18 protein-coding genes are annotated in these 22,583 nt (G+C 52.2%); 3 read left to right on the top strand and 15 right to left on the bottom strand.

What is annotated here, in order from left to right; translation table 11 throughout:
* Positions 1 to 127 precede the first annotated feature (127 nt).
* The 14 genes from Pla144_RS14935 to Pla144_RS14995 all read right to left on the bottom strand — a co-directional run bounded on the left by Pla144_RS14935 (position 128) and on the right by Pla144_RS14995 (position 17,716).
* Positions 128 to 2,470, bottom strand: coding sequence for a hypothetical protein (locus tag Pla144_RS14935; RefSeq protein WP_197530709.1), 2,343 nt, complete (start codon positions 2,468 to 2,470; stop codon positions 128 to 130).
* Entirely contained in the window at positions 2,460 to 2,621 is a 162-nt protein-coding gene (locus Pla144_RS24655) for a hypothetical protein (RefSeq protein WP_197530710.1), read from the bottom strand. Before Pla144_RS24655 ends, Pla144_RS14935 begins: the two co-directional genes overlap by 11 nt.
* A gap of 249 nt (positions 2,622 to 2,870) precedes the next feature.
* Complete coding sequence (locus tag Pla144_RS14940; RefSeq protein WP_146451477.1) at positions 2,871 to 5,258, bottom strand: hypothetical protein; 2,388 nt, start codon at positions 5,256 to 5,258, stop codon at positions 2,871 to 2,873.
* A 79-nt stretch (positions 5,259 to 5,337) separates the two neighbouring features.
* On the bottom strand, positions 5,338 to 6,150 hold the full coding sequence (locus Pla144_RS14945) for an Abi-alpha family protein (RefSeq protein ID WP_197530711.1): 813 nt from the start codon (positions 6,148 to 6,150) through the stop codon (positions 5,338 to 5,340).
* 262 nt (positions 6,151 to 6,412) lie between these two features.
* On the bottom strand, positions 6,413 to 6,850 hold the full coding sequence (locus Pla144_RS25140) for a helix-turn-helix domain-containing protein (RefSeq protein ID WP_231936377.1): 438 nt from the start codon (positions 6,848 to 6,850) through the stop codon (positions 6,413 to 6,415).
* Between the two features lie 51 nt (positions 6,851 to 6,901).
* The gene (locus Pla144_RS14955) at positions 6,902 to 8,302 is read right to left on the bottom strand and encodes a PEP-CTERM sorting domain-containing protein (RefSeq protein WP_146451702.1); all 1,401 of its coding nucleotides are present in this window, start codon (positions 8,300 to 8,302) and stop codon (positions 6,902 to 6,904) included.
* Between the two features lie 198 nt (positions 8,303 to 8,500).
* Positions 8,501 to 10,048 (bottom strand): serine/threonine-protein kinase, encoded by a 1,548-nt coding sequence (locus Pla144_RS14960; RefSeq protein ID WP_146451479.1) that lies wholly within the window; start codon positions 10,046 to 10,048, stop codon positions 8,501 to 8,503.
* A 361-nt stretch (positions 10,049 to 10,409) separates the two neighbouring features.
* Entirely contained in the window at positions 10,410 to 11,231 is an 822-nt protein-coding gene (locus Pla144_RS14965; RefSeq protein WP_146451480.1) for an enoyl-ACP reductase FabI, read from the bottom strand.
* Positions 11,231 to 11,665 carry a 3-hydroxyacyl-ACP dehydratase FabZ family protein gene (locus tag Pla144_RS14970; protein ID WP_146451481.1) on the bottom strand — a complete coding sequence of 145 codons (435 nt, stop codon included), beginning with the start codon at positions 11,663 to 11,665 and terminating at the stop codon, positions 11,231 to 11,233. The genes Pla144_RS14965 and Pla144_RS14970 overlap by 1 nt, the downstream gene beginning before the upstream one ends.
* A gap of 12 nt (positions 11,666 to 11,677) precedes the next feature.
* Positions 11,678 to 13,126 (bottom strand): phytoene desaturase family protein, encoded by a 1,449-nt coding sequence (locus tag Pla144_RS14975; protein WP_146451482.1) that lies wholly within the window; start codon positions 13,124 to 13,126, stop codon positions 11,678 to 11,680.
* A gap of 107 nt (positions 13,127 to 13,233) precedes the next feature.
* Positions 13,234 to 14,637: a phytoene desaturase family protein gene (locus Pla144_RS14980; protein ID WP_231936378.1), complete on the bottom strand. Its 1,404-nt coding sequence runs from the start codon at positions 14,635 to 14,637 to the stop codon at positions 13,234 to 13,236.
* Between the two features lie 45 nt (positions 14,638 to 14,682).
* Positions 14,683 to 14,946, bottom strand: a complete 264-nt coding sequence (locus Pla144_RS14985; RefSeq protein WP_146451484.1) for an acyl carrier protein — start codon at positions 14,944 to 14,946, stop codon at positions 14,683 to 14,685.
* Between the two features lie 82 nt (positions 14,947 to 15,028).
* Positions 15,029 to 16,273, bottom strand: a complete 1,245-nt coding sequence (locus Pla144_RS14990; RefSeq protein ID WP_146451485.1) for a beta-ketoacyl-[acyl-carrier-protein] synthase family protein — start codon at positions 16,271 to 16,273, stop codon at positions 15,029 to 15,031.
* A gap of 159 nt (positions 16,274 to 16,432) precedes the next feature.
* Positions 16,433 to 17,716, bottom strand: a complete 1,284-nt coding sequence (locus tag Pla144_RS14995) for a hypothetical protein (RefSeq protein ID WP_146451486.1) — start codon at positions 17,714 to 17,716, stop codon at positions 16,433 to 16,435.
* A 130-nt stretch (positions 17,717 to 17,846) separates the two neighbouring features.
* Here Pla144_RS14995 and xylB point away from each other — a divergent pair, with 130 nt between their 5' ends.
* Positions 17,847 to 19,355: a xylulokinase gene (gene xylB / locus Pla144_RS15000; protein ID WP_146451487.1), complete on the top strand. Its 1,509-nt coding sequence runs from the start codon at positions 17,847 to 17,849 to the stop codon at positions 19,353 to 19,355.
* A gap of 89 nt (positions 19,356 to 19,444) precedes the next feature.
* The gene (locus Pla144_RS15005; RefSeq protein ID WP_231936400.1) at positions 19,445 to 20,755 is read left to right on the top strand and encodes an outer membrane protein assembly factor BamB family protein; all 1,311 of its coding nucleotides are present in this window, start codon (positions 19,445 to 19,447) and stop codon (positions 20,753 to 20,755) included.
* A 12-nt stretch (positions 20,756 to 20,767) separates the two neighbouring features.
* Here the strand turns inward: Pla144_RS15005 and Pla144_RS15010 are convergent, their stop codons facing one another.
* Positions 20,768 to 21,694, bottom strand: coding sequence for a DUF1571 domain-containing protein (locus tag Pla144_RS15010; RefSeq protein ID WP_146451489.1), 927 nt, complete (start codon positions 21,692 to 21,694; stop codon positions 20,768 to 20,770).
* 205 nt (positions 21,695 to 21,899) lie between these two features.
* On the opposite strand from Pla144_RS15010, the gene Pla144_RS15015 reads away from it, so the two are divergent.
* The gene (locus Pla144_RS15015; protein WP_146451490.1) at positions 21,900 to 22,562 is read left to right on the top strand and encodes an MBL fold metallo-hydrolase; all 663 of its coding nucleotides are present in this window, start codon (positions 21,900 to 21,902) and stop codon (positions 22,560 to 22,562) included.
* The last annotated feature ends 21 nt before the right edge of the window (positions 22,563 to 22,583 follow it).

Consider the following 22,583-nt stretch of genomic DNA (forward strand, 5'->3'; position numbering starts at 1 on the left):
TGAATGTCGGTAGAGGAACGCCAATCCCGCGAGTGTCGACGCATGTAGCAGACGAGAATTCCACAATCTTATGACCCCAGTTGTGACCGGTGCAGAAGCCGAGCGACGGACCATTACGCTAACTCTCTTACTCGCTAAATTTCCGTTTGAGAAGTTCGCAGTTGATCACTTTTTCCACTAAATCTTGCGGAAGGTAGAAATAGTGATTTGATGCTTCGTAACCGATTCGCGAATCTTGGCTCGCAACGACATACAAGTCGCGAGCCAGCGTAATTTCGCTTTTGATTATCTGCTGAACTCGCCGGCGAAGTTGCAATCGCTGCTCATCACTCACGTTGGGTTGGCTGAGTGCATCGCGTGCCATCACAAAACGCACCTGGTTGGCGATACTGGCAAAATGCAGATAAGCCGCTCTGGCCACGCTGAGGTCTGATGCTGCTGTTTTGCGATGTTCACTCGGTGTTGCATCCACGGCTCTCTGAAAGTGCAGTAGTCCTCCAGCCCAACCTTGGGCGACTTTCTCAAACTGCTCGGCAAACACCGTAGGAGGATACAAGCCACGCCAACCTTCGAGATCGTCGTAAGGAATGCCTACCATCGTAGATGCGTAGCCGGTCGGCTTTTCGTAAAGCAAGTTGGATGGTCCCATCTGCTGCGGGCCGAAGTAGAGAACACTTCCACAGTACGGAAAACGGCGAAAACCATCGCTGAAAGCGGTCCAAGCCTTGCGAGCGTGGGGAGCCGCCTTGGCCCCGTAACGCTCCGCCGCAATCGTATTGAGCACGGTTTCTTGGTTGGCTCCAGGCAGCGTGGCAAATCGATGGGCCACTTGTAGATTCGGCGAGGGGTACCCTCCCAGCGTCCAACTCAGCATTGTGCCATCGACGTCGGCATCGGCAAGATTCTCGCAGTGCTCGGCAATCAAATCGAGCACCGGCAAGAAGGGGATCGCGGACAACTCCCAGGTATTGTTGAACTGCACTTTGGCAACTGTCTTGAGTCCCCTTTGCTTGGCCAACGCCCAATGACGCTTTGCCCGAGGACCAGGCCCGACAGCCGACATACTGTACTCTCCGACGTGACTCCGAATGCCACCCCGTTCAATCGGCAAAGCCCATTCACTGACCGACATGAACTCGACATTCTCGGGCAACTTGGCGATGGTGTCGGTTGCATCGCCATGTCCGTTCCAACCCCAATCCCAAACGATGACACGCGCGTTGGGATTGCCACGGTGTACGCCCTCTTCGACGGCCGCATTGACCTCTGCGACAATATCGGCCTGGCTGCGGCGGCGACAGCGGACACAGTCCGCCTGTCCGCCGGCAGATGCACAATTGGTGAGATTTTCGGAGGCGGTGATCGTGAAGACACCAGCTAGGTCGGGCACTTCACCAAACACATGGGCCAACGAATCGCTGAGCCACTTCCGAACTCGAGGGTTACTAGTACACAGAGTCAAGAAATCGCCTTGACGGATGCCTGCTATTTCAGGGCGGTTATCGAAAAAAGCGGAGGGCATTGCCCGCGGTTCGTTCACATACAGATAAATGCCGATGCCATACTTTTTTGCCTGCTTAACAAGTCTCTTTAGTGTGTGCAGGCGTTGCTGATGCCCATTGCCAAACTCCGGAAAATCCGCTCCTCCCGGTGCAAGTTGCCGCAATATGACGTGCATCCAGAGGCCGTTGACACCCACCTCAGCCAACCTTGCCAACATTCCATCAGGAATTGGATCAATGTTTGGGTCAATCAGCGGATCGCCAAAAGGCCCGAAGTAAGAATAGACCATCCGCAGAGGGTCGTTCCGATCGATGGACGTGTGGTTTCCATACTCGCTAGTTCCCTCCATACTGCTGAGAGTTTCGACGAAATGAAATCGTGGTTCCGTAGCCGTTTCTGACAAATCTCCGAATTGCTTCTGCACGAGCTGCTTGATTTCCGAAGCACGTAGTTGTGCCGCCTCGTTCGGTTCCTGGTATTGCAGTGGCTCGCATTTTGGTTTCAGGCTACCGAGTTTGAGGTACAAAAAATCGTCTTCCCTCAAATTGTGCGCTAACTCTTCGGGTTTTATTTCCAATAGATTCAGCAATTGATCGTATGGCAGCAAATGCCAGTTGCGCCGAATGAGCGTAATGTAGCCGCGCTCCCGCATCGTCGAGGATGTCGATACGGGCACAGGCAAGCCCATCGAATTTGCGATGGCCTCAATGTTCTTGGAAGAAGTGCCTACGGTCTGGGCCATGCGAGTGGGATCGATAAGTTGCCAGTTACGCCATACGAACGCATGCAATCGGTCTGGGAAATGAGACGCTTCAAGAGCCTTCGGATGGGAACCGACAGGGAGAGATTCTTCTGCCCAGGCAGCGAGATGCGTGGAGATTGTCAAGTATACCACGACACCAAGTGTGAAACTCGGCATCAGAGATATACTCATGAAATCCCCCGTTGGAGTGTCGTCATTCGTCATCGGTCATTCGTTCCTTATGCTGCTCAACCATGGTGGTGAACATCATCTTGACATCGAAGAATCCGCCGATCGTGATGACGATTGCCAGGAAGGCGTAGACCAGCAGCACAATGACTAGTAGCCAGCCCCAAAACATTGTCCATGCGTCCATCGTGGCTTCCTCTCGCGTGTATAGTGACGATTGAGTCGTGCTTCATATGCACAAAGGGCTACTCTTGGAACTGGCCTTTACCTCCTTTCTGATATTGCATTTCAATGAAAACAAGGCCAAGCTTGGCACTTCATAAATATCATCATAGTTGACAGCATGAATTGTTTTCCAAGTTTCTTTCATTTTGCGTATTTGCAGAGTCGCCTTTTTCCTATCACCTTGGATATCAATTCATGTATCTACATATACTCAACCCGAAATACTTAAGTTTAACTTCTTTGCTATATCCGGCAGATATCCTGTGATCTCATCGTCTATCAATTCAATCTTCATTTTGATCATGTCCGTTCCATGCTTGTGAGGAGCTTTTCCGACACCATTATGGCCATAATAAAAATCCAAACGCATATCTTTTTTCATCAGAGGTAATGCTTCCACTGCGTTTTGCTTTTCATCAATAAGAATTCCTCTCCATTTTTTGTAATCTTGCTGAATCTGGTCATTGGGTTCCAAATTGGAGGAAATATGATGAAGGATCTTGTCCCGCAAAATACAAGATTCATGAAAGTTTGCCGCGGTTCTGGCCGCATGATAGAACCAACGAACCGACATCGCTTCAGCTTCAAAGTTCAACTGTCGTTCCTCGGGCACAAGATTTTCAGCTCGATCAATTGCATCAACGGCTTTAACTAAAGCTTGCTCCATCTGCCTGAAATACTTCAAGAACAATTCTTGCCCTTTAACATCTGACTCGAACACACCTGATTTCACCGGGGATTTATAGACACCATAATCAAAACCATCAGGCAATTGTGCCTCTGGATCTGCACACATCGGATGAGCAGGTCCTAAATACATCGGGCCGCTCAAATAATCATCTATAACAGGTGAATAGCCAACGGCTTCCGATGTATGTTTCCACGCTTTTCGCAATTCGCGTCCTGCCTCATTTCCTGCAATTCTTACTGCCAGCTTTTCAAGTACCACTTCGGCAGTATCTGAGGACTCCCACCAGAAATGCTGAAATACTTCACGGGAAGTTGTACCAAAATCAGGTCTGAAAAATGACCATACAAATACTCCGTCAGCATGACTTGCCGCAATGCCTTCGCCGCGCTGTGCCCACCGATCCATCGATGCTATATAAGGCAAACGTGATATCTCAAAAGCCAACTCAGGCTCACTGTGGATGTATATTTTCCTGTTCTTTGAATGGCAAGCCTCTATCTGTGTGAACACCCGCTGCCCCGGTCCCGGCTCATCGATGCTGTAATCCCACATCAATTTCCTGATACCGCCTGGCTTTTCCACATAATCATCCTTTACTACATCTGTAAACAATGCAGTACCAGGTTTCAGTGCCTCAATGAATTTTAACTGAGCACGGTCATCTTGATGACCATTCCAGTAATGGACCGCCGAATAAGGCCAGGCGAGAACTTCTGCGTTAGGACTGACCTGTCTTGCAGCATCTCCGAGATAATCACACAATTCAGATAGAACTGCCTCAAGGCCGCGTTTATCACAACGTTGGCAATTCGTTTCATGTCTTGCAGGCACTTGATAGGGGCGCATAAAACAATGGAGAAACTCTTCACCACCGACAATAATGACTATCCCATCTATATATGGAATCTCCTTCAAAATGCTCTGCACACTTTCACTCAAATACTGACGAACCAATGGATGTGAAGTACAAAGATGATATTTATCATAAGGCGGACCATCGGCTATCAAAGCCCCACGGATTTCCGGATGAGCTTGAAAGATCGGATCATCCGCTTGTATCCTCGGCTTAAGATGAAGGTAGATATACACCTTAAGTCCATTCTCGCGGGCGCCTTTAGCGAGACATTTTAACCGTGATAAGACCGCTGGATCCTGATCCTTTTTCAATTCTGCAATGGCATCACTTTGTGACAGCATACGCAAACTTCCAATGTTCCCTGAAACAGCTTCAAAGACATCGTCTCGAATACTTCCTGTAAGAATGACCGCATTAAATCCCCCGAATATGACATCTCGATAGGAACCCATCCAAGGCACATCACTTACGCGAATTGCTATTCGAGGCTTGAAAATCTGCTCTCCAAGGGCAAAAACTGGTGCCCTTTCAAGACCTATAAGGCTTGCAAATCTTACGATACCATCACGCAATCCTTTGTAATCTTGACCTGCAATAATAATTTTGTCGGACTTAGCTGTTATCGTAAAGGATTCAGAAACTTCAGGATCTCCCCCTCCTGACTCCATTAATATTATTGCCTTTTCCGAATTCATCCTTGATCCATCAACTTCGGAAGTCGATACCGAAAGCTGCATGCGTTCATTCAAAAACTGCTTCAAGTAGCTGGCCATCAAGCTTGTAAGAGGATTCGATTTATTGGAATATAGAATTCGCCAATCCCTATCTACCAACACCTCTTTCTCAGAAGGTTCTCTACCGCAATCTCGATTAAATCGGGCAAAATAGTCTTTGGACAAAACAGAAAACGGACACTTGTCGTATGCCTGAAAATATTCTTCTGATATTTGATTAGGAGGATTCTCAGCCTGACAAGTCTGACAGTGTATTAGTGCGCAGGCTACAAAGAATGCGACTGAATGCGCAACAGATTCTCTTTTAGAGTTTATCACTTTTAGGATTCCAGCTTTGACCAATCAAAGGGGTCGGGAGTCATTGTTTGAAAATGACACCCGACCCTTTTGCATTTCCCTAGGTTTCGGGTATGCAAACCCTGGTAAAGTCTCGACCATAGCCCGTCAGCTCAAACGATACTTTTTGTTCGAAAGAGTTTGCGAATTCACGAAACTTGCGGATGAATTCTAATCTTTCCATGGATTTTTCGTGTTCCGGTTTTTTTGGTGTTTCGCTATCCGGCTCTGCAATAGACTGTTTAATCAAATTTAGAAACTCATCGACCTCATTGGAAAATTGATATTCACTTCCCTTGAAATACTTGACAAGACCAAGGCGAATGAGATTTTCAACGGATTTTTGGAACGATTCGGAACCGACTTCTTCAATAAGGGGTTCGAAACATTTATCAATTCCTGAAGAATAGCGATTGAATTTCGGACTATTAACATAAGTGAGACGAAGAACACCCGCATCTAGAGAGGAAAGCTCGGTAATAACTGAGGCGTAGCTTGGGTGAGCCCGGTCACAAATTCGGGCATCTGAACCAGATGCCAAAAGGGATGCAAACAAATCTTGTAGGTCTTCCTCATTTGCAAAAAAAGCTACTTCCTTTAGAACGACACAGCCCAATCGAAAGGGGGGCGGTTGCCGATAATCTTCTGGTATCTCGTTCAGTCGATCCCGGTACTTGTCTCGGAATCTTTTTAAATGGTGTTCTAGGAAATCCGCCGGGAGCCCTACAACTGGCTCCAAGACTTTCAAAACTTCTTCCGCCAATCGTACGGATCGAACCACAAGGGGCTGAATGTCTTTATAGGCTGTGCCGGATATCTTGACTGCTGACGTAGAAACTTCTATTCCGCCTGATTCTTCGTGGGATTTATCCATTTTGATACGACCCTTTTTGCGTAAGCGAGACCACAAATTCAGCATGCCCACAAACCCAGCTTGACATTTCACCCACAATCCGGCAATACCGCCCCCGTCGCCATATAGATGGCCAGGGCTTCGCGAAAGCAGAGGGGTCCAGAGACTTTGGTTTAAAATGAACTCCCGACTCCTCATCTGCTCCTATTTGTTCGCGTAGCCGCGTCAGCAGCTCGTCCTATTTGTATTCCAGAATATCTCCGGCCTGGCATTCGAGGGCTTCTCAGATCGCTTCCAGAGTGGATTGCCGAATCGCCTTGGCCTTGCCGTTTTTCAAGATGGAAATCTTGGCCATCGTGATGACAACTTTGTCCGCAAGTTCAGTGACGCTCGTTTTCCGCTTGGCCAACATGACGTCGATGTTGATGATGAATGCCATGCTGATCTCGTTACACCGTTCCCGCATGCGTCGGCTAGCCTGTGGGCTATTGGCTGCAGTCCCTTCGAGATAGTGCACTTCGAGACCTAACACTCGATAAGAAACTTGGCTTTTGATGAGGCTGGTAGAGTGGCGACGCTTTTGAGAAACGCTTCGCTCCGCCGAGCAGGACTCGGCAGCCGCGGCGCGGCTAACGGGGAAAGTGGCGCGGCTATCGGGGGATGCGGCGCGGCTAACGGGGAGGGCGCGAGGGGTGTAGTACACCCGATAGGAGTCGAACATCTAACCTTTGTAATCGTAGGCGACTCAGAGTTCCTGACACCTGGTATGTCCCTAAGAATGTCCTCTTTGCTCTCTCTGTCGAGAGAGCAGCGCGATGCCTCCTAGCATCATCAGCATGAGGCTGGTCGGCTCCGGTACATTCACTGCCGCGGCGATGATGCCGGGGCGGAAGCCGCCCTGGCGGTTGGCAAATACGGTTCCCTCGGTTCCCAATAAGAGCTTGCCTCCGCTGGGTGCCGTGTTGAGCGAAATCGATAGCAGGGTGGAAGGGCTGCCAGAGTCAAAAAGGGTGTCGGATTTGAAGACGAACAGCGAATCGGAAGACTCAATGTCGCTGCCATCTCCTGCAATCAGGTAGATGTTTTTGCCGATGAGTGGATCGTTCGAGGGAAGTGGGGCCCCGACATTGACAACAAACAGTCCTTCCAGGCCGCTTGCTCCCAGCGGGGAAGACGAGCCAAACTGGGTGAAGGCATTTGCCAGAGTGGCGAGGCTCCCCAGATTGGTTTGGGAGACTTCCGCATCTGACAGGTCAATCGTACCGATCGAGAAAAACCCTGTTCCGGCAGGGATCGCCACTCCCGAGGGATCGGCGATCGGCAAGCGGGGATTCAGATTACTCGAGAGGATCTGAGTTCCTGCAGTCGGCGGCACCACTGGCGGGGCCATGAGCGTTTTGGAAAACATCCAGTCATACATTTCCGGTGTACTATACACGCGGCCCCAGATGCCGTGGCCGCCGGTGGTCCACTCGGTGAAGTTCATTCCCACTATGTCGTTGTTGTAGAGTAAGGTCGTGCCGGGATCGTTGGTGGCCGGGTACACAATGCTTGCGGCCGCTGCGGCATTGAGGACATTACTCACGACGTTTCGACTAGAGGTCGTGGAAACCGTACCATCGTTGCGTGCGTGAAATGCCCAAGTAGGTTTGCCGACGAGATTGCTGGCTGCGAAATCACCGCCGGGTGATACTGCTGCGATTGGCACGCCGGCCGCGAAACGATCGTCAAAGCGGTTGAGCATGTTCCATACTCCGCCGCCTCCCATCGACAATCCGGTCACGTAGAGGCGATCCATGTCCACATTGTATTGGGTAAGTGCCTGATCGATCATCGACATCACATTGGTGGTTCGCGTAGAGTCGGCCCAAGTGAAGGTAGTGGCCTGCGGCGCGTAGAGAAAAGCACCGCGCGCCTTGGCTTCAGCAAGTAGGTTGTCGATGTTGCCATTGACTTGGGAGACATTGTTGGAACCTGTCTCACCCGCACCATGGAGAAAGAGAATCAACGGTCGCGGATCGATGCTGGTGGCTGCTTCTGGAGGAATGTACAACCTGCCCGGCACGAGCGGGTTGCTAAAATTGATGAAGTCACTCACGCTCGCCGCAGTAGAAACAGAAACGGTAAACGCGGCAATGATCAAAAAACACAAAACTAACCGTTGAATACGCATGAGATACTCCGCCTTGGGGACCTGACTCGAGGGTTTTGAACACCATCTCCAGGAATGATTGCCGATCTCAACGACGAATGGCACTTCCCCCTGTAGTTTACAGGAGATGGGGTGTGGGGGCAGAGAGAAAATGAGCGTTCGTCGAAAACACGCTCTGCTGCGCTGACGCTCCGCATCGCGGCTCACCAGGAGTCGCAGCTAACCTGAGAATGCGATAGCTAGGCCGACAATTAGCACGGCCAGGACGCCAACGGCCGCTAATGCGTAGACCCAACCTGGGGGGCCGTAGCGAGGGCCTGAGAAACCGGGGGGACGGAGGGGATCGATTTCTCCCGGGAGCGAACGAGGTCTCGGTTTCGTTTTCTCTTTTTTCTCGGCCAGTTCGAAGGCTTCTTCCACCAGGGAGACGCGTGGTTTGTCGTTGACCGTTTCTGCCATCGCCGAGGTGATATCGTCAGTGGTACTTTCGCCAGCGGAGTTGAATTCTTCGGATTCCTCGGGCTCGGATTCTTCTTCGATTGGGGCAAGCCCGATGTCTTCCTCTGGTTCTCGTTCCACAGTAGGAGCGAGCAGTTGTTTCGCCGATTTTTCAGGGGAGGAGCTTCCTCCGGAATCGCTGCCACGATTGATGGATTGAGCGAATCGTCGGAAGACGTCGCTTCCAACCCCGCCTTTCGAATCAAGGTTTTTGCCACTGTCTCCCACGTCGCGGCCACGATCTGCTAACCATTCCGCAAGTCGATCGACCACGTCATCCGCCGTTTGATAGCGTTCGGCAGGCTTCTTCGCCATCATGGTTTCGCAGATGTGCAAAAGTATAGGGGGTGCGTCGGGCCGATCCTTCAGGATGCTGGGGGCTTTTTCTACTTGATGCTTGAGTAGACGTTCAGAAATTGAGCCATCCGGGAACGGGGGGTGTCCTGTGAGCAAGAAATACAAAGTGCAACCAAGACTATAAACATCCGAGCGGGAGTCCGCTTTATGGCTATCAAGGGCCTGTTCGGGGGCCAGGTAGTCGGCTGTGCCGAGGACATTTTCATTGTTGTCGAGGGTGAGCGAGGCCTCGTCATCGATCAAGCGGGCCAATCCCAAGTCGAGCAGCTTAACGACCCCATTCTTATCCAGGAGGCAATTGGCAGGTTTGATATCACGGTGTACCAGGCCCATCTCATGGGCGTGCGACAAACCCCGGGCTACTTGGGCAATGTAGTCTGCTGCCAAGAGATAATCGAGAGGACCTTTCTCCTTGACCAACTGGTGTAAGTCCTGTCCTTCGACATATTCCATGACAAGGTAGTGTTGGCCATCATGCTCGTCGATGTCGTACGTGTGAATGATGTTCGGGTCATCGAGCTTGGCTGCGGCGCGGGCTTCGATGCGGAAGCGATCCAGATACGTCGAATCGGCGACCTTATTCTTGGGGAGAACCTTAATTGCCCTGCGAGCGCGCATCAGGATATGTTCGGCGAGATAGACGCTACTCATGCCTCCCTTGCCCAACATACTTAGTAATTTATATTTTCCGAGAATGAACCCTCGGTGCTTGCCAGCGAGAAGTTTTTCGGACTGCCATGTGGTGAGCAATTCCGCCTCGACCAATGCTGTAGCCAAGACTTCTTGCTTTTCGGGAAGTTTCCCACCGTTCTCCGTGCGCAGTTTTGCCAGGAAACGTTCCAACTGTTCTTCTTCAACGAGTTGGCTACGTTTGACAAGCTCGACAAATTTCTGAGCGGCTGTTTCACCCATTGAGGAATATGTTAGCCCGCGCGCCTATCAAAAGTTTCATGAGCGAAGCAACAACAGGCATGCTTGCCTGTAGGCGCACCCACCCTATGACCTTCTGACGAAAGGCCTCTAAGAAAAGTTCTCTGTTTTCCAATGGAGTCGTTTCGGGAAAATCCAATCCGTTTTCACCCTTTCACTATCCAACCATTCCCGGGGGGAGACTCCGCCTCAGTCTCTAGAATATCATGCCCTGGGCTTGACGACCAGAATCGATTTCAAAGCGTAGCTTCTATTTAACAGGGATTCATTGCCTTTTCCAGCATAATCTTCACAATTCCCCTAGAGACTTTCTGGTTCAGCATAGCAATCGGAATATTGACACTCAGTTGCCCGGAAGGTCGGTTCCCAGAAATCCGGCTATCAACCGCTGGTCAAAGTAGTTCACTTCCATCCCGGCATCGATCACCAACCGTTGTGCATTGATGCCGCTGGACTTTGGGCTAAGTAGAAAAGCTACGGCGGCAGCTACCTCGGCAGTTTGCACGGCCCGCCCCCGGAGGGTCGCCCTTTCGGCGAACAGGTAGGAGTCAACATACCCGGGAATTCCAGCCGATGCAGAGGTCTTCAGCAGGCCTGGGGCGACAGCGTTGAAACGAACTTCGGAGAATTTGCTAAACGATTTTGCCAAGAATGCCAAGCTCGAATCGAGCGCAGCCTTCACGGGAGCCATGAAGCCGTAGTTTTCGCTGGCCATTCGAGTAGTAGAAATCGAGATCGTCACGACAGACGCTTGGGGGCTAAGGAAGTCTTTTAGGGCGTTCGAGATAGCAACCAGGGAAAAACACGAAATATCGAATGCCCTGAGGAACTGCTCCTTGTTGGTCTCGTGAAACGGTTTAGGGCCCTCTGAATAGTCGCCGAAAGCGATCGAGTGGACAATCCCGTCGAGTTGGTCGTACTGTTGTCTCAACTCGCTGACTAGAGCTTCGATCTGGTCGGGGAACTCGACATCGCAGACGAAGATGGACAAATCCTTAGCTAACTTTGCGACAGAATTCCGCCGCTCAGGAGAGCGGACAACTAGCAGCACTTCGGCACCTGCTTCAACCAACTCTTCCGCAACGTGCCAGGCTACGCTCTTACGGTTGGCCACGCCAAAGACGGCGATGCGTTTACCTACTAGTTGCAAGAACTCAGACGGCATCACGTCACCTCGGGCTTGGTGAGTGTACAGGCAAAGTCGAATCGGACGGCCACCTTGCCTTCGATAGTAACACGGGCCTTCATGAAAAAAGCGTTGGAAAGTTGTTCAACCAGTATTGTTTCGATGAGTACGGAATCGCCGGGCAACACCATTTTCTTGAACTGCACGTTGTTGGCCCTTGTGGCCACGGGGACAGCAGAAGGATCGTTTGCTACTCGATGCGAGAGGAGCACTGCCCCCGCTTGCATGGCGGCCTCGCACAATATGACGCCCGGAGTGATCGGGAATTGAGGATAGTGCCCACGGTACCAGAATTCGTCGCCCGTGAAGGTCTTTCGGCAGACAATGCGGTCCACCGATTGTTCGACGATCTCGTCGATCAATAGGAAGGGCTCCCGATGGGGAATAGCAGCTTTGATGGCTTCGAGGGTCATTGATCGGTGAGGTTAGTCCGCCAGGGCCGCTGCGGGGCGCGAACCTTTAGTCATCAGCAGGTTGTCGACGTCGCTGGCGACCATGCGTCCGTAATTCATCGCCCCCAACCAGCCGGACATGATAATGCCGACGCTCCCGGCGTGATAGAGGCCTTCGATCTGTTTGGGTATGTCGAAACTCACGCGGAGGCCCTCGAACTTGGTGCCAAAGCTGGCTCCGGCCACATGCTGAGTGTAGTGCTTGAAGGTCATCGGAGTCGATGCCTCGGCGTGGTCGATTCGCCCCCGGATATTGGGCACGTACTTGTCGAGGGCGTCGAGCGTAGTTTCGACCAAGTCTTGCTTGCTGGCGGCGTATTCTTCCTCGCCAAGCTTTGCCCAATCTTCGTAGCGGGCGTTGGTGCTGGACACGATCAAACATCGAGGCCGACCCTCGGGGCGAGTGCGAGGATAGTAGAAAGAGTAGGTGCGACTTGTGACGTCGCGACTCAACAGCAGGTCGGTGCGAAACACGGGGGCCGTCGAGCTAAAGAGCAGATCTCCTGTGGATTCTTCGATCGTGTCGTCTGGCTTTAAAGCCATGTAAACTTGTGTGCTTGAGTTGTTGAGCCGAACTGCCTGGGCGTCTTCGACGAACTTTGGATCGAACTTATCCTCTCCTACCAGGCGAAAGATGGTTTGCTTGAGGTTTGCATTAGATACCACTGCCTTGGTTTTGATGACGCGACCATTCACTTCAACGCCACTCACGTGGCCACCTTCGCAGTGAATCCGCTCGACGTCGCAACGGATACGGATGTCGACACCGTTGTGTTTTAGCTCGTCTTCCATAAGGCCGATCAGCCGATCCGTGCCCCCCTGGAACGTAAACACGCCTTTGGACATGAAATTGGAAAACACAATACCATAGCTAATCGCGGGATCTTCAAGAGTGCTGCCGTTGGCGTAGGTGATCGGCTCCATTAGAAGTCGAATCACATCTTCGCGGCCAGGAAAGAAGCGGTCGAACAACTCACGAGTCGTGAGATGCTGGTCATCCTGAAAGTCCATCTTGCGAGCTGCGTCGAAGAACCCGTGTACCGCTTCGGGAGCTACCTGGAACTGCTCGATCAGCAGCTTCGTAAAATCCTCACGATTGAACGAGGTGGTGAGCGAAAACATCGGGTTGTCAAAGCGGATGTTGTTGAGCTGGACGATACTGTCGGCGATCTCTTTAGTCCAATAGCGTCGGCAGCTTTTCACCATGCCGTAGGGGAACCCATGGAGCGAGATATCGAAAATATGCCCCCCGGGCCGCTTGAACCAGGTCGCCATTCCACCGAGTTTGTAGTGTTGCTCCAAGAGAAGCACTCGGTAGCCGGACGCCCCAAGCATATTTGCCGACGTCATCCCGGCTAGACCACTGCCGATGACGATCACGTCGTATTCATCACGGGCATCTTTGAGAAAGTCTTTGGGCATGGGGAGGGATTACGGCTAAAGAGAATAATTAGGGTTCGCTGTATCATAGCGAAAAATGCAGGAGGGAGAAACCTGGGCGGGCCCGAGGACTGGGCCGGCCTAAAAGCTCAATAATCTCTCAAGCAATGCTGATTCGCCATCGAGATGCCACTAAGGATGCTGCCGATGATGCCGACGAAGCCTTGGTCGGTGCCGCAGACGAATAGGTTCGGCAAGTGCGTGCGGCCGTCGAGTTGTTTCTCGGGGGCACCGTAGATTGCGCCACTGTCGTGGCCGGTGAAGCGGACTATTGTCGTGGGAGTAAACATGTCGGTATCGAGTACACGGTTGCGGTAGTCAGGGACGAATCGCACAGCTGACTCGGTGATAAAGTCGTACCAACGGAGTTTTTCGAGTCGGTAGGTATCTTCATCAAGGCCTTGCCAATAGTCGAAATTAGCGAGTGCTGTGATCCGCATGGTGCCGCCAATTTTCTCGGAATCGGCCGCATAATCGAAATTATTAGGGCTGCAAATGACACCACTCCGCACGTCACACGGCTCGGACGGCACGGTCCAATGAAAGGTGTCGCTGTCGTTGAAAAAGGTAATCGTCGAGCGATGTCCCAACTCTTGCGGCTCGATGTCTAGCGACGCAATGGTCTCGCAAAAGGTGAGTCGTCCGGATGAGCGCGGAGTCACGGGTTGGCCATCATCGCAGAGTCTCATCGTTTCGTGCCAGCCAGCGGAGGAGAGAACCCGTCGGCCGGCGAGGTACTCCCCATTTTCGAGAATCACTCCAGTTGTCTGGCCATTCTCGACGACGATCTTTTTCACCCCCGCGCGGAGCTTTAGTTCGCCCCCCAGTCCACGAAATTTGCGGACCAGCTGTTTAAGAATCAGCCGAACACCAGCATGGGGCCGGCCCAAACCCTCAAGAAAAATGCTGCGAAACATTATCGAGAATTGGCCCCAGTCCATGTCGTGCTCGCGGGCAGAGCCGTAGAACATCAAAGGGCAGAACAGCATTTCCAAGAGCAGCGGTTCGTTGATGAACTCAGCGACCCGCTCACGAGCAGAAATTTCCTGATGCGATTGGTCGAGGTCGTCGTACTCGACGATCGCCTCGATGAGTCGGTCGAAGTTTTCCGCTTGCTCAGGGAACTCACTCGCAATCTCGGAACGCAGCAGGTCAATGTCGTTGTCAAATCGTAGTCGAACGCCGGGGAAGACAACTTCGGAACCCAGCTGTGGCGAAATTTGCAGTTCGTCCCAAGGGATCTTGAGTTGCCGAAGCAATCGCGCCAGTGGCCCCTTTTTTGTACCCTTGGGAGTAAAGTTGGTGAGGGCGTGCAGCCCGACATCGTAGTCACGGCCACGGAGGCGGTAAAAAGAATTTAGACCCCCGATGGTCGTATGCCGCTCTAGAATACAGACCCGCTGGTCGTAATATGCGAGGCGAATGCCCGCGGCCAGTCCCGACATCCCCGCGCCGATGATGATGGTGTCGTACATAGGGACGGGAATGACCAATGCCTAAAGTCTAATGACCAAGATAACGCATTCCAATTTCGGCAATCACTTAGCTTTCTCGACATCCTTGAGGATGGGTGTTAGATAAGTGACCGTGGAATCCATGCTTGCCAGATTGAGGTAGTCATCCTCGGGGATTTGGATACGGTGGCGCTTACGGAGTTCCATTACGATGTCCAGAAAATCCATGCTGTCGAGTTCCAACTGCTCGCGGAAGTTGACAGAGTCATCCATGTTGGTCAGATCCTCATCTGGCGCGATATTTTCGAGTATGTCGAGGACTTCTTCTCTGATTTCTTCAGCGGTCATGGGGATATTTGCTCCGTTTGTAGGTTGATTGATATTAGGCGGGGCGAATTTGGTGGGGGTCGAGGACGATCCGGCTCGCTGCTTAAACTTTCTTGATGATCACGACTGAGTTGATACCCAGCATACCAAATGAGTTGTTGAGGATGTAAGTCACTTCTTTTTTTGACCGTGGCTCTCCCAAAACTAGCCCAGGCAATGCACATTCTGGATCGAGATCGTCGACATTAATAGTGTGATGGCAGAGGCCGTCTTCGAAAGCGGGCAAATTACCGGCCAGTTCCAGCGAACCGGCTGCGCCCATTGCGTGGCCAATGAAGCTCTTGGTGTTGTTAATGAGCGTATTGGTCGAATCTCCGAATACATTCCGCAGCGCGACGCACTCTTGAATGTCACCGCTAGTAGTTGCTGTGGCGTGAGTGCTGACAATGTCGATCTGGTCGGCATTGATACTCGCTCGGTCGAGCGCCAGCTTCATGCAGCGGGCTTGTTGTTCGGGATTGGGGAGCACAAAATCACTGGCGTCACTGGTCATCGCATGGCCTACTAGTTCACCGTAGATATTAGCTCCGCGCCGCTTAGCATCACTATACCGCTCGAGTATAAACAAACTCCCCCCTTCGGCGACGACAATGCCGTTGCGATTCAGGTCGAAGGGTCTGCTCGCTCGAGTTGGATCCTCGTGTTCGGCTAGTGCTCCCTGGCTTGCGAAACCTGCAAAGATTCCAAATGTGCGAATGCTCTCGGAGACGCCACCAGTGATCGCCAAGTCGCATTCTCCCAGCTGCAGCATTTGCGCGCCTTGGATAAGGCCCGCGTTTCCCGCCGCGCAGGCAGCGCCGATGGTATAGTGTGGGCCGGTGATTCCCATGTTCAGAGTTACTTCACCCGCTGGATTGTTGGCAACCGTACGGGGATTGTGGTGGTGTGACCAGACTTTCGTGTCGTAATCGAAGGCTTTGATCTCGTTGATTTCGTTTTCGGTTTCGACATTGCCGTGCTCGGTCACGCCGATATAGACACCGACCCGCTCAGGGTCGATCTTGCTCCACTCAATACCTGAGTCGGAAACGGCCTGATTGGCGCAGTAGATCGAAACACTCCCAGCCCGGGTTCCGCGGCGTAGTTCCTTGCGTTTTTGATAGAGCAATTCATCAAAGTGGCACTCGCCAGCCAGCGTGTCTCCGACGTATCGAATATGGTAATTGTTGACGCCACTCTTGCCTTCCAGAAGCGCAGCTCGGAATTCGGCCAAGTTGTCCCCGTTTGGGGCCGTCAGGCCGACGCCGGTAATCACGATTCGCTGATAATCCTCCGCGCTACGGATCATGGAATGCAATCACTATTAGATCGCGGGCAGTGCCGCTAAAAGAATGGCAAAAATGACGAAAGTGGGAACTTGTGAGCCTACCCTTGGAAGAGAGAAATGACAACCCGCGCGAACCTTGATTATCACATGGGGCAAGGCCGAATGCTTGCTGAAAGCCGACTATTCCGGCAGGCCTAAATGCAGGCGAAATGCCTTTAGTTGCTGCACTCGACCTTGGGATTCGGTCAAGGTATCCCATTTTTTTTCAGCAACAGTCAAAGCTTCGGCAGATGGCGCATCGGCGAGGGCCTTGTCGAGTGTTGCTAGGTAATCGTCTATTCCAGGCAGGCGAGGGAGAAGATAGGCGTCCCGCGTGGAAAGTGCACGTGTTAGCCAGTCGGCGTTTTCGGCGGCACTTTTTGCAGGTAGCCATTTAACAGCTTGCGACACTTGAGAAGTGCGGAACCAGAGTGTCGACTTGCTGCGCTGGCTGAGCTGGCTCCCCGTGTTTCCGCTCACTAGCCAAGGAAGCAACTTGAACGCAGAAGCCGCATTTCGGGTGGATCGCGTCACGCTGACTAACCGCCCCGAAAAACCGCAAATGACTGGTGGAGCGGCAATGGTCGATTTTTCCCAGCGATTAAGGCTCAGGTCGAACGTCTCATCGGCAGGAAGCAGTGGAGTCAATTGGTAGTTGAACTGCTTACCTCGAGGGGGAAGTGTCACATTGGCAGCGAATTTTTCCTTGGAAGCATCTTTGGTGATTACGCCGCGCATTTGCTCCAACGCGCGCACTATCTGCGGCTGGTTCAAGCGGGCATCCATCGTTTCGGGATCGAAGAACAATGCCGCACGGTTTCCTCGTGGAGTTGCCGCGACTGCCCGAGCTATTAGTTCCGCTGCGAGTGGAAACTCAATTGCCAGCTTGAACTCAGATCGTCTCGGGAAGGGTAGCTCGGCAAGCTGCTCCCAAGTCGCCGGTAGTTTTGCTTGTGTGTCACCAGTCCAGCCAAGACACAGCGGCATCTCGCCCAAAGGCACACCCCAGACTTCGCCTCCGTAACGCATCGTCTGGTCTCGGATCACTGGCAAAATATCACTGTAAGCCAGATCACTGCTGTCCAAAACTGATTGCCTCACTGGTCGCAGCCAATCCCGCATCACTAGGGTACCCAAGAGTCGTGATGGATAGATCACGACATCCGCGTTCAAGTGTTCGGCGGCAAGAAAGTCTTCCTTCGAGATGGATTCAATGGTCAATTCCCCGCCGCTGCGTTCGCTCCATTCCCCGCTCAATAGCTCGATTCCCTTAGCCAGTTCTGGATCGTCCACCAGCAGTATAGTAAGCTTGACTGCCGCTCGAGGATTGATGGATGGCACCTCAGACTCAGTGGACAGCTTCGCTTGCTCTCGACAACCTTCGGCAGTCAGACAAATCAGCGCTAGTAAAAGTGGTCTCAGCATGGGTAATCTGTTAGCTCAGAATCTAGTAAAACGACTTCAAGACGTGGTATTTTATTGATTTTAGCCCCAGGCATTCGCCTGTGGTATCGCAACGAACCTTTTTCTAAACAAGCAGGAATTCTCAGCTGGCATGAGCAATTGTATTGGAATCGACGTTGGCACATCAGGCACCAAGGCGCTGGTAATCAATCCACAAGGGAAAATACTTGGGGAAGCCTCTTCCGCCTACCCGTGCCATCACCCGCGACCTCTGTGGAGCGAGCAGGACCCCGAAGATTGGTGGCAGGCGACCATCAAGGTCGTTCGGGAGGTCATCAAGAAGGCCAAGCTTAAGCCGGCCGACGTGAAGTCGATTGGTCTTTCCGGCCAGATGCATGGCTCCGTGTTTCTCGACCGTGCTGACAAGGTAATTCGGCCTGCCATTCTGTGGAATGACCAACGTACTGCCGCCGAGTGTGCCGAGATCGAAAAGCGGGCAGGGGGCCGCAAGCAGCTCATCAAGCTGGTTGCCAATCCTGCCTTGACGGGTTTTACCGCGCCAAAAATCTTGTGGCTCCGAAATCATGAACCCAAGAATTTTGCCCGTCTGGCGAAAGTGCTCTTGCCGAAAGACGAGATTCGCCGCCGACTCACTGGCGAGTACGCCACCGAGGTAAGTGATGCCAGTGGCATGCTGCTGTTGGACGTAGTGAAGCGAAAATGGTCAAAGCCGCTACTTTCCAAATTGGAACTCGACGAGGGTCTGCTCGGTACCTGTTACGAATCCGAGGAGATCACTGGCAAGTTGACAGCCGACACGGCAAAACTGCTGGGGCTGACCACTGATTGCGTAGTGGTCGGCGGGGCAGGGGACTGTGCTGCAGGGGCGGTTGGCAATGGCATCGTCAAAAGCGGTTTGCTAAATACTTCACTGGGTACTTCGGGAGTTGTGTTTGTACACAGCGACCAACCACAGTTCGATCCTGAGGGTCGTTTACACACTTTCTGTCACGCAGTGCGCGGCAAGTGGCACCTCATGGGGGTAACACTTTGCGCGGCTGGTTCATTGCAATGGTTTCATGACAATGTTTGTGCAGTGGGATCGAAGGGCAAACCATCCTATGATCAACTAACTAAGGAGGCTGCCGCTTTGCCGGCAGGCGCCGATGGCTTGCAGTTTCTCCCATATTTGGCCGGGGAGCGAACACCACATCTTGACCCGAATGCCCGCGGAGCATTTGTTGGACTCACCCAGAGCCACACCCGGGGACATCTCACTCGTGCAATTATGGAAGGGGTCACCTACTCCTTGCGAGACAGTTACGCCATCATGAGGGATCTTGGCGTGCCTGTGAAACAGATCCGCGCATCGGGGGGCGGAGCCAAGAACCCCATTTGGCGACAATTGCAAGCCGACGTACTTGGCAAGCCTGTCACGGCAATGGTAGCCGACGAAGGAGCAGCCTACGGCGTGGCGCTCTTGGCTGCCGTGGGAGCGGGCCACTACAAAGACATTACCGAAGCATGTGCTGCCACTATCAAGACGGCTGATGAAGCTAAACCGAGCGCCAAGTCCCGCAAAGTGTATGATCAGGCATTCCCGGTTTATCAGGGCCTCTATCGCGCGCTGCAAGGAGAATTTAAGAAACTAGGGAAATAGGGTTTCGAATCCGAGTTAAGCTATCAATTTAATGTTACAATTCTCCTTTATGACGCCGCACTCAGAAAAGGAGTCTCATCGTGTTGCGAATGAACACGTTCGGTTTGGTTTGCTCGGTTTGTCTGGCGGCGTGTCAGGCCGAATCTCCTTGGCCACAGTTTCGCGGACCAAATGGACAGGGCATCTCTACTGAAACGAATCTGCCGCTCAAGTGGGATGAAACGACAGGTATTCTATGGAAGACACCGATTAGCGGAGGGACAGGCTGTTCGTCGCCAGTAGTCGCCGAGGGTAAGGTCTGGTTGACTTCCGCGACCGAAATAGAGGCGAGTCCTCAGCAGCGCAAAGCCAAGCTCGCTGGCACGATGCTGGCCGATCAAAAGTTAGTTGCTAGGGCAATCACGCTTTGGCTTATCGAGATTGATCTCGCCACGGGTAACGTGGATCGCAAGGTGAAACTTATTGAAGTCGAAGACCCGCAGCCGATTCATTCGCTCAATAGCTACGCCTCGCCAACACCCGTCTGGGAAAATGGTCGAATCTATTGTCACTTTGGCGACTATGGAACTGTTTGCTACGACTCGCGGGCCGACAGCATTTTGTGGAAAACGAGATTGCCGCTCGATCATCGCGTCGGTCCGGGGAGTTCACCGATTCTCTATGAAAATCTATTGATACTCACCTGCGATGGCGCCGATCAGCAATATATCTCCGCAATCGACAAGGACACTGGCTATGCCGTCTGGCGCCAGGACAGGCCCTCTATTCGGCAAACCAACGGGGAGTTTCGCAAGTCGTATAGCACGCCCTTGGTGATTGAAGTCGCGGGAAACGACCAGATGATCATCCCGGGTGCGCAGTGGTGCATTGCGTACGAACCCCTCACGGGAAAAGAAATCTGGCGAGTGGATCACGGCGAGGGGTTTTCGCTCGTCCCTCGCCCAGTATTTGATGGTGATTATGTATTCATTTGCACCGGTTATCCAAAGGCTCATTTGCTGGCGATTCGCCCAGATGGAAGTGGTGACGTCACCAAATCCCACCTGGGCTGGGAACATTCTAAACAGATTCCCACCATCCCTTCACCTTTGGTGGTAGAGGGGTGCGTTTTCACCGTAAACGACGCCGGAATAGCAATCTGTGTAGACGCAGCAACGGGAGTGGAACACTGGCGGAAGCGATTTCCAGGCAAGTACGCTTCCTCACCACTCTACTGCGAGGGTCGCATCTACGCTTGCAACCAAAACGGACTAACGACTGTGTTCGCAGCTGGAGACGAATTCGACCTGCTCGCCGAAAACCAAATCAAGGGTTCACTGATGGCTTCCCCAGTGCCGGTCGACAGCACTCTGCTCCTGCGGAGTGTTTCTCACCTGTATCGCATAGGGAAGCAGCGTTAAGCCGCGAGCGGCTTATTTGAAGTACTCGACGTTTTCTTTATCGAAATCTGCGTCGGTGTAGCCGTTGTTGAGTTTGATGTTCACGTAGGTGTAGGCCTCTTCCAGGGGTGGCTCCTGACCCGGTTGTTGTGGCCACATGTAAGATGCGTAGCGAATTGGTAGCTTGAGTTCGTTATCGATGAACAGTTCAGCTTTGTAGAAGCGAAAATTTTGTCGAGGCACAGGATGCACGACTTCGATCAATGTTGCTGCGCGTCCGTTGATTACACTCTGCTTGGTTTGTACTTCGCACTCACCGAACTGGGTATCGTTATTGGCAACGTCGATCAATTCTGTTACCAGATTTCGCACACCCAACTTGTAGATGGGATACTTTTGCCCGTTCATGGCTAAGCGACCATCTGGATCCAGTTCGAAAACTCCTAACCTTTTTTTGAAGCCGCAATCTCGAGCATTCAGAAGTCCCTTGGTGTTGTTGGGACCCGAGTTATAGAGACACTCTCGACCCTTGTGAGGCTGGAGAAAGAACATATAAACCGAAAAAGGTTGGTGGCGAACCTTGATAAATGCGACCTCTTTAGGACTCAATACTCCGTCGATGCGTTCTTCCTTGATTAGCATCGCACTGTAATCAGCGATTGTGGTATCGATTCGCACGAGACCCTCTTGAGCGACTCGCATGGCCGGCATCAAAGGGTGCTCTCCCGGATGGAGTTCGAGGTTCAGGGGCGATTGGGCGGCTGGAGGTGTGATTCGAGACGCCATCTGAGGGGCCTGGGAAACCTCTTCTTCATGGGCAACGCGAAAGATCGGCTCGACAAATTGGCCGACTTGCTGTGCATTCGATAGCGTGGCAGAGCTGCTTAGGCAAACGACAAGAAGGGACGCGAGACCGCGGGAAGCAGCCGCTGGCAAGATTTCGGTGATACCACAACGCATGATCGAATTTCTCCAGAAGAAAGTTGCTGGCCAGACTTCTTAACTATCGCCCTGACCTGCAAATTTTATTACAATTTTCCAACGAATCGGTATGGTTTACTTAACCCGTTCCTCTGGCGTACTAGGACTCACAGACTTTGGCTTTCGAGTAGGGGAGGCGAATCTTAGGGGCTGCACGAAGCTGAGAAAAGAGAGATTTATACACATGGAAACTGCCACACCTCAGATCCAGACCATCGTTTCCATGCCATTCGATGAGAATTCTTATGTGCTTTCGCTCCCCGGGCAATCGGAGTGTCTTGTAATAGACCCCGGCTTTGATCCGCAGCAAATAGAGTCTGTCATTGCAGAAAATCAGCTTTTGCCGGTGGCTATCCTCTGCACCCACGGCCATGCCGACCATATTGCTGGCAACGGTTATTTGAAAGATCGTTGGCCAAGTTGCCCGCTGGTGATTGGCAAGGGAGATGCTAGCAAGTTGTCGGACCCCGAAGGAAATCTTTCGGCGGGATACGGATTCAATCTGGTTAGCCCCTTGGCTGACCAGACCGTGAAAGATGGAGATCTGCTAGAGCTAGCCGGTTTGAAATTGCGAGTGCGGGAAACGCCAGGCCATTCTTGCGGTCACGTCGTCTTTGTGATCGAAGGTTGTCAACCACCAATTGTCCTTGGCGGAGACGTTCTTTTTGCTGGGAGCATTGGCCGTACCGATTTCCCTGATGGGAGTTTCGACGACTTGAAAAAGTCGATTCATGAGAAACTTTTCACGCTGCCTGACGAGACAGTTGTTCTCTCAGGCCATGGGCCTTCTACTACAGTTGGAGAAGAAAAACGATCGAATCCCTTTGTGGGAATTGAATGTGCCTAGCTCAGGCGGATGCCTAATTTT

It is taken from the genome of Bythopirellula polymerisocia, from assembly GCF_007860015.1.
Taxonomy (GTDB): Bacteria; Planctomycetota; Planctomycetia; order Pirellulales; family Lacipirellulaceae; genus Bythopirellula; species Bythopirellula polymerisocia.

Excerpts from the sequence above, each read along its gene's own strand:
- Pla144_RS14960 (WP_146451479.1), bottom strand. The coding sequence starts at position 10,048 with ATGGGTGAAACAGCCGCTCAGAAATTTGTCGAGCTTGTCAAACGTAGC.
- Pla144_RS14935 (WP_197530709.1), bottom strand. The coding sequence starts at position 2,470 with ATGACGAATGACGACACTCCAACGGGGGATTTCATGAGTATATCTCTG.
- xylB (WP_146451487.1), top strand. The coding sequence starts at position 17,847 with ATGAGCAATTGTATTGGAATCGACGTTGGCACATCAGGCACCAAGGCG.
- Pla144_RS14955 (WP_146451702.1), bottom strand. The coding sequence starts at position 8,302 with ATGCGTATTCAACGGTTAGTTTTGTGTTTTTTGATCATTGCCGCGTTT.
- Pla144_RS14945 (WP_197530711.1), bottom strand. The coding sequence starts at position 6,150 with ATGGATAAATCCCACGAAGAATCAGGCGGAATAGAAGTTTCTACGTCA.
- Pla144_RS15005 (WP_231936400.1), top strand. The coding sequence starts at position 19,445 with ATGAACACGTTCGGTTTGGTTTGCTCGGTTTGTCTGGCGGCGTGTCAG.
- Pla144_RS14970 (WP_146451481.1), bottom strand. The coding sequence starts at position 11,665 with ATGACCCTCGAAGCCATCAAAGCTGCTATTCCCCATCGGGAGCCCTTC.
- Pla144_RS15010 (WP_146451489.1), bottom strand. The coding sequence starts at position 21,694 with ATGCGTTGTGGTATCACCGAAATCTTGCCAGCGGCTGCTTCCCGCGGT.
- Pla144_RS14995 (WP_146451486.1), bottom strand. The coding sequence starts at position 17,716 with ATGCTGAGACCACTTTTACTAGCGCTGATTTGTCTGACTGCCGAAGGT.
- Pla144_RS25140 (WP_231936377.1), bottom strand. The coding sequence starts at position 6,850 with ATGTTCGACTCCTATCGGGTGTACTACACCCCTCGCGCCCTCCCCGTT.
- Pla144_RS14990 (WP_146451485.1), bottom strand. The coding sequence starts at position 16,273 with ATGATCCGTAGCGCGGAGGATTATCAGCGAATCGTGATTACCGGCGTC.
- Pla144_RS14965 (WP_146451480.1), bottom strand. The coding sequence starts at position 11,231 with ATGCCGTCTGAGTTCTTGCAACTAGTAGGTAAACGCATCGCCGTCTTT.
- Pla144_RS14985 (WP_146451484.1), bottom strand. The coding sequence starts at position 14,946 with ATGACCGCTGAAGAAATCAGAGAAGAAGTCCTCGACATACTCGAAAAT.
- Pla144_RS24655 (WP_197530710.1), bottom strand. The coding sequence starts at position 2,621 with ATGGACGCATGGACAATGTTTTGGGGCTGGCTACTAGTCATTGTGCTG.
- Pla144_RS14975 (WP_146451482.1), bottom strand. The coding sequence starts at position 13,126 with ATGCCCAAAGACTTTCTCAAAGATGCCCGTGATGAATACGACGTGATC.
- Pla144_RS15015 (WP_146451490.1), top strand. The coding sequence starts at position 21,900 with ATGGAAACTGCCACACCTCAGATCCAGACCATCGTTTCCATGCCATTC.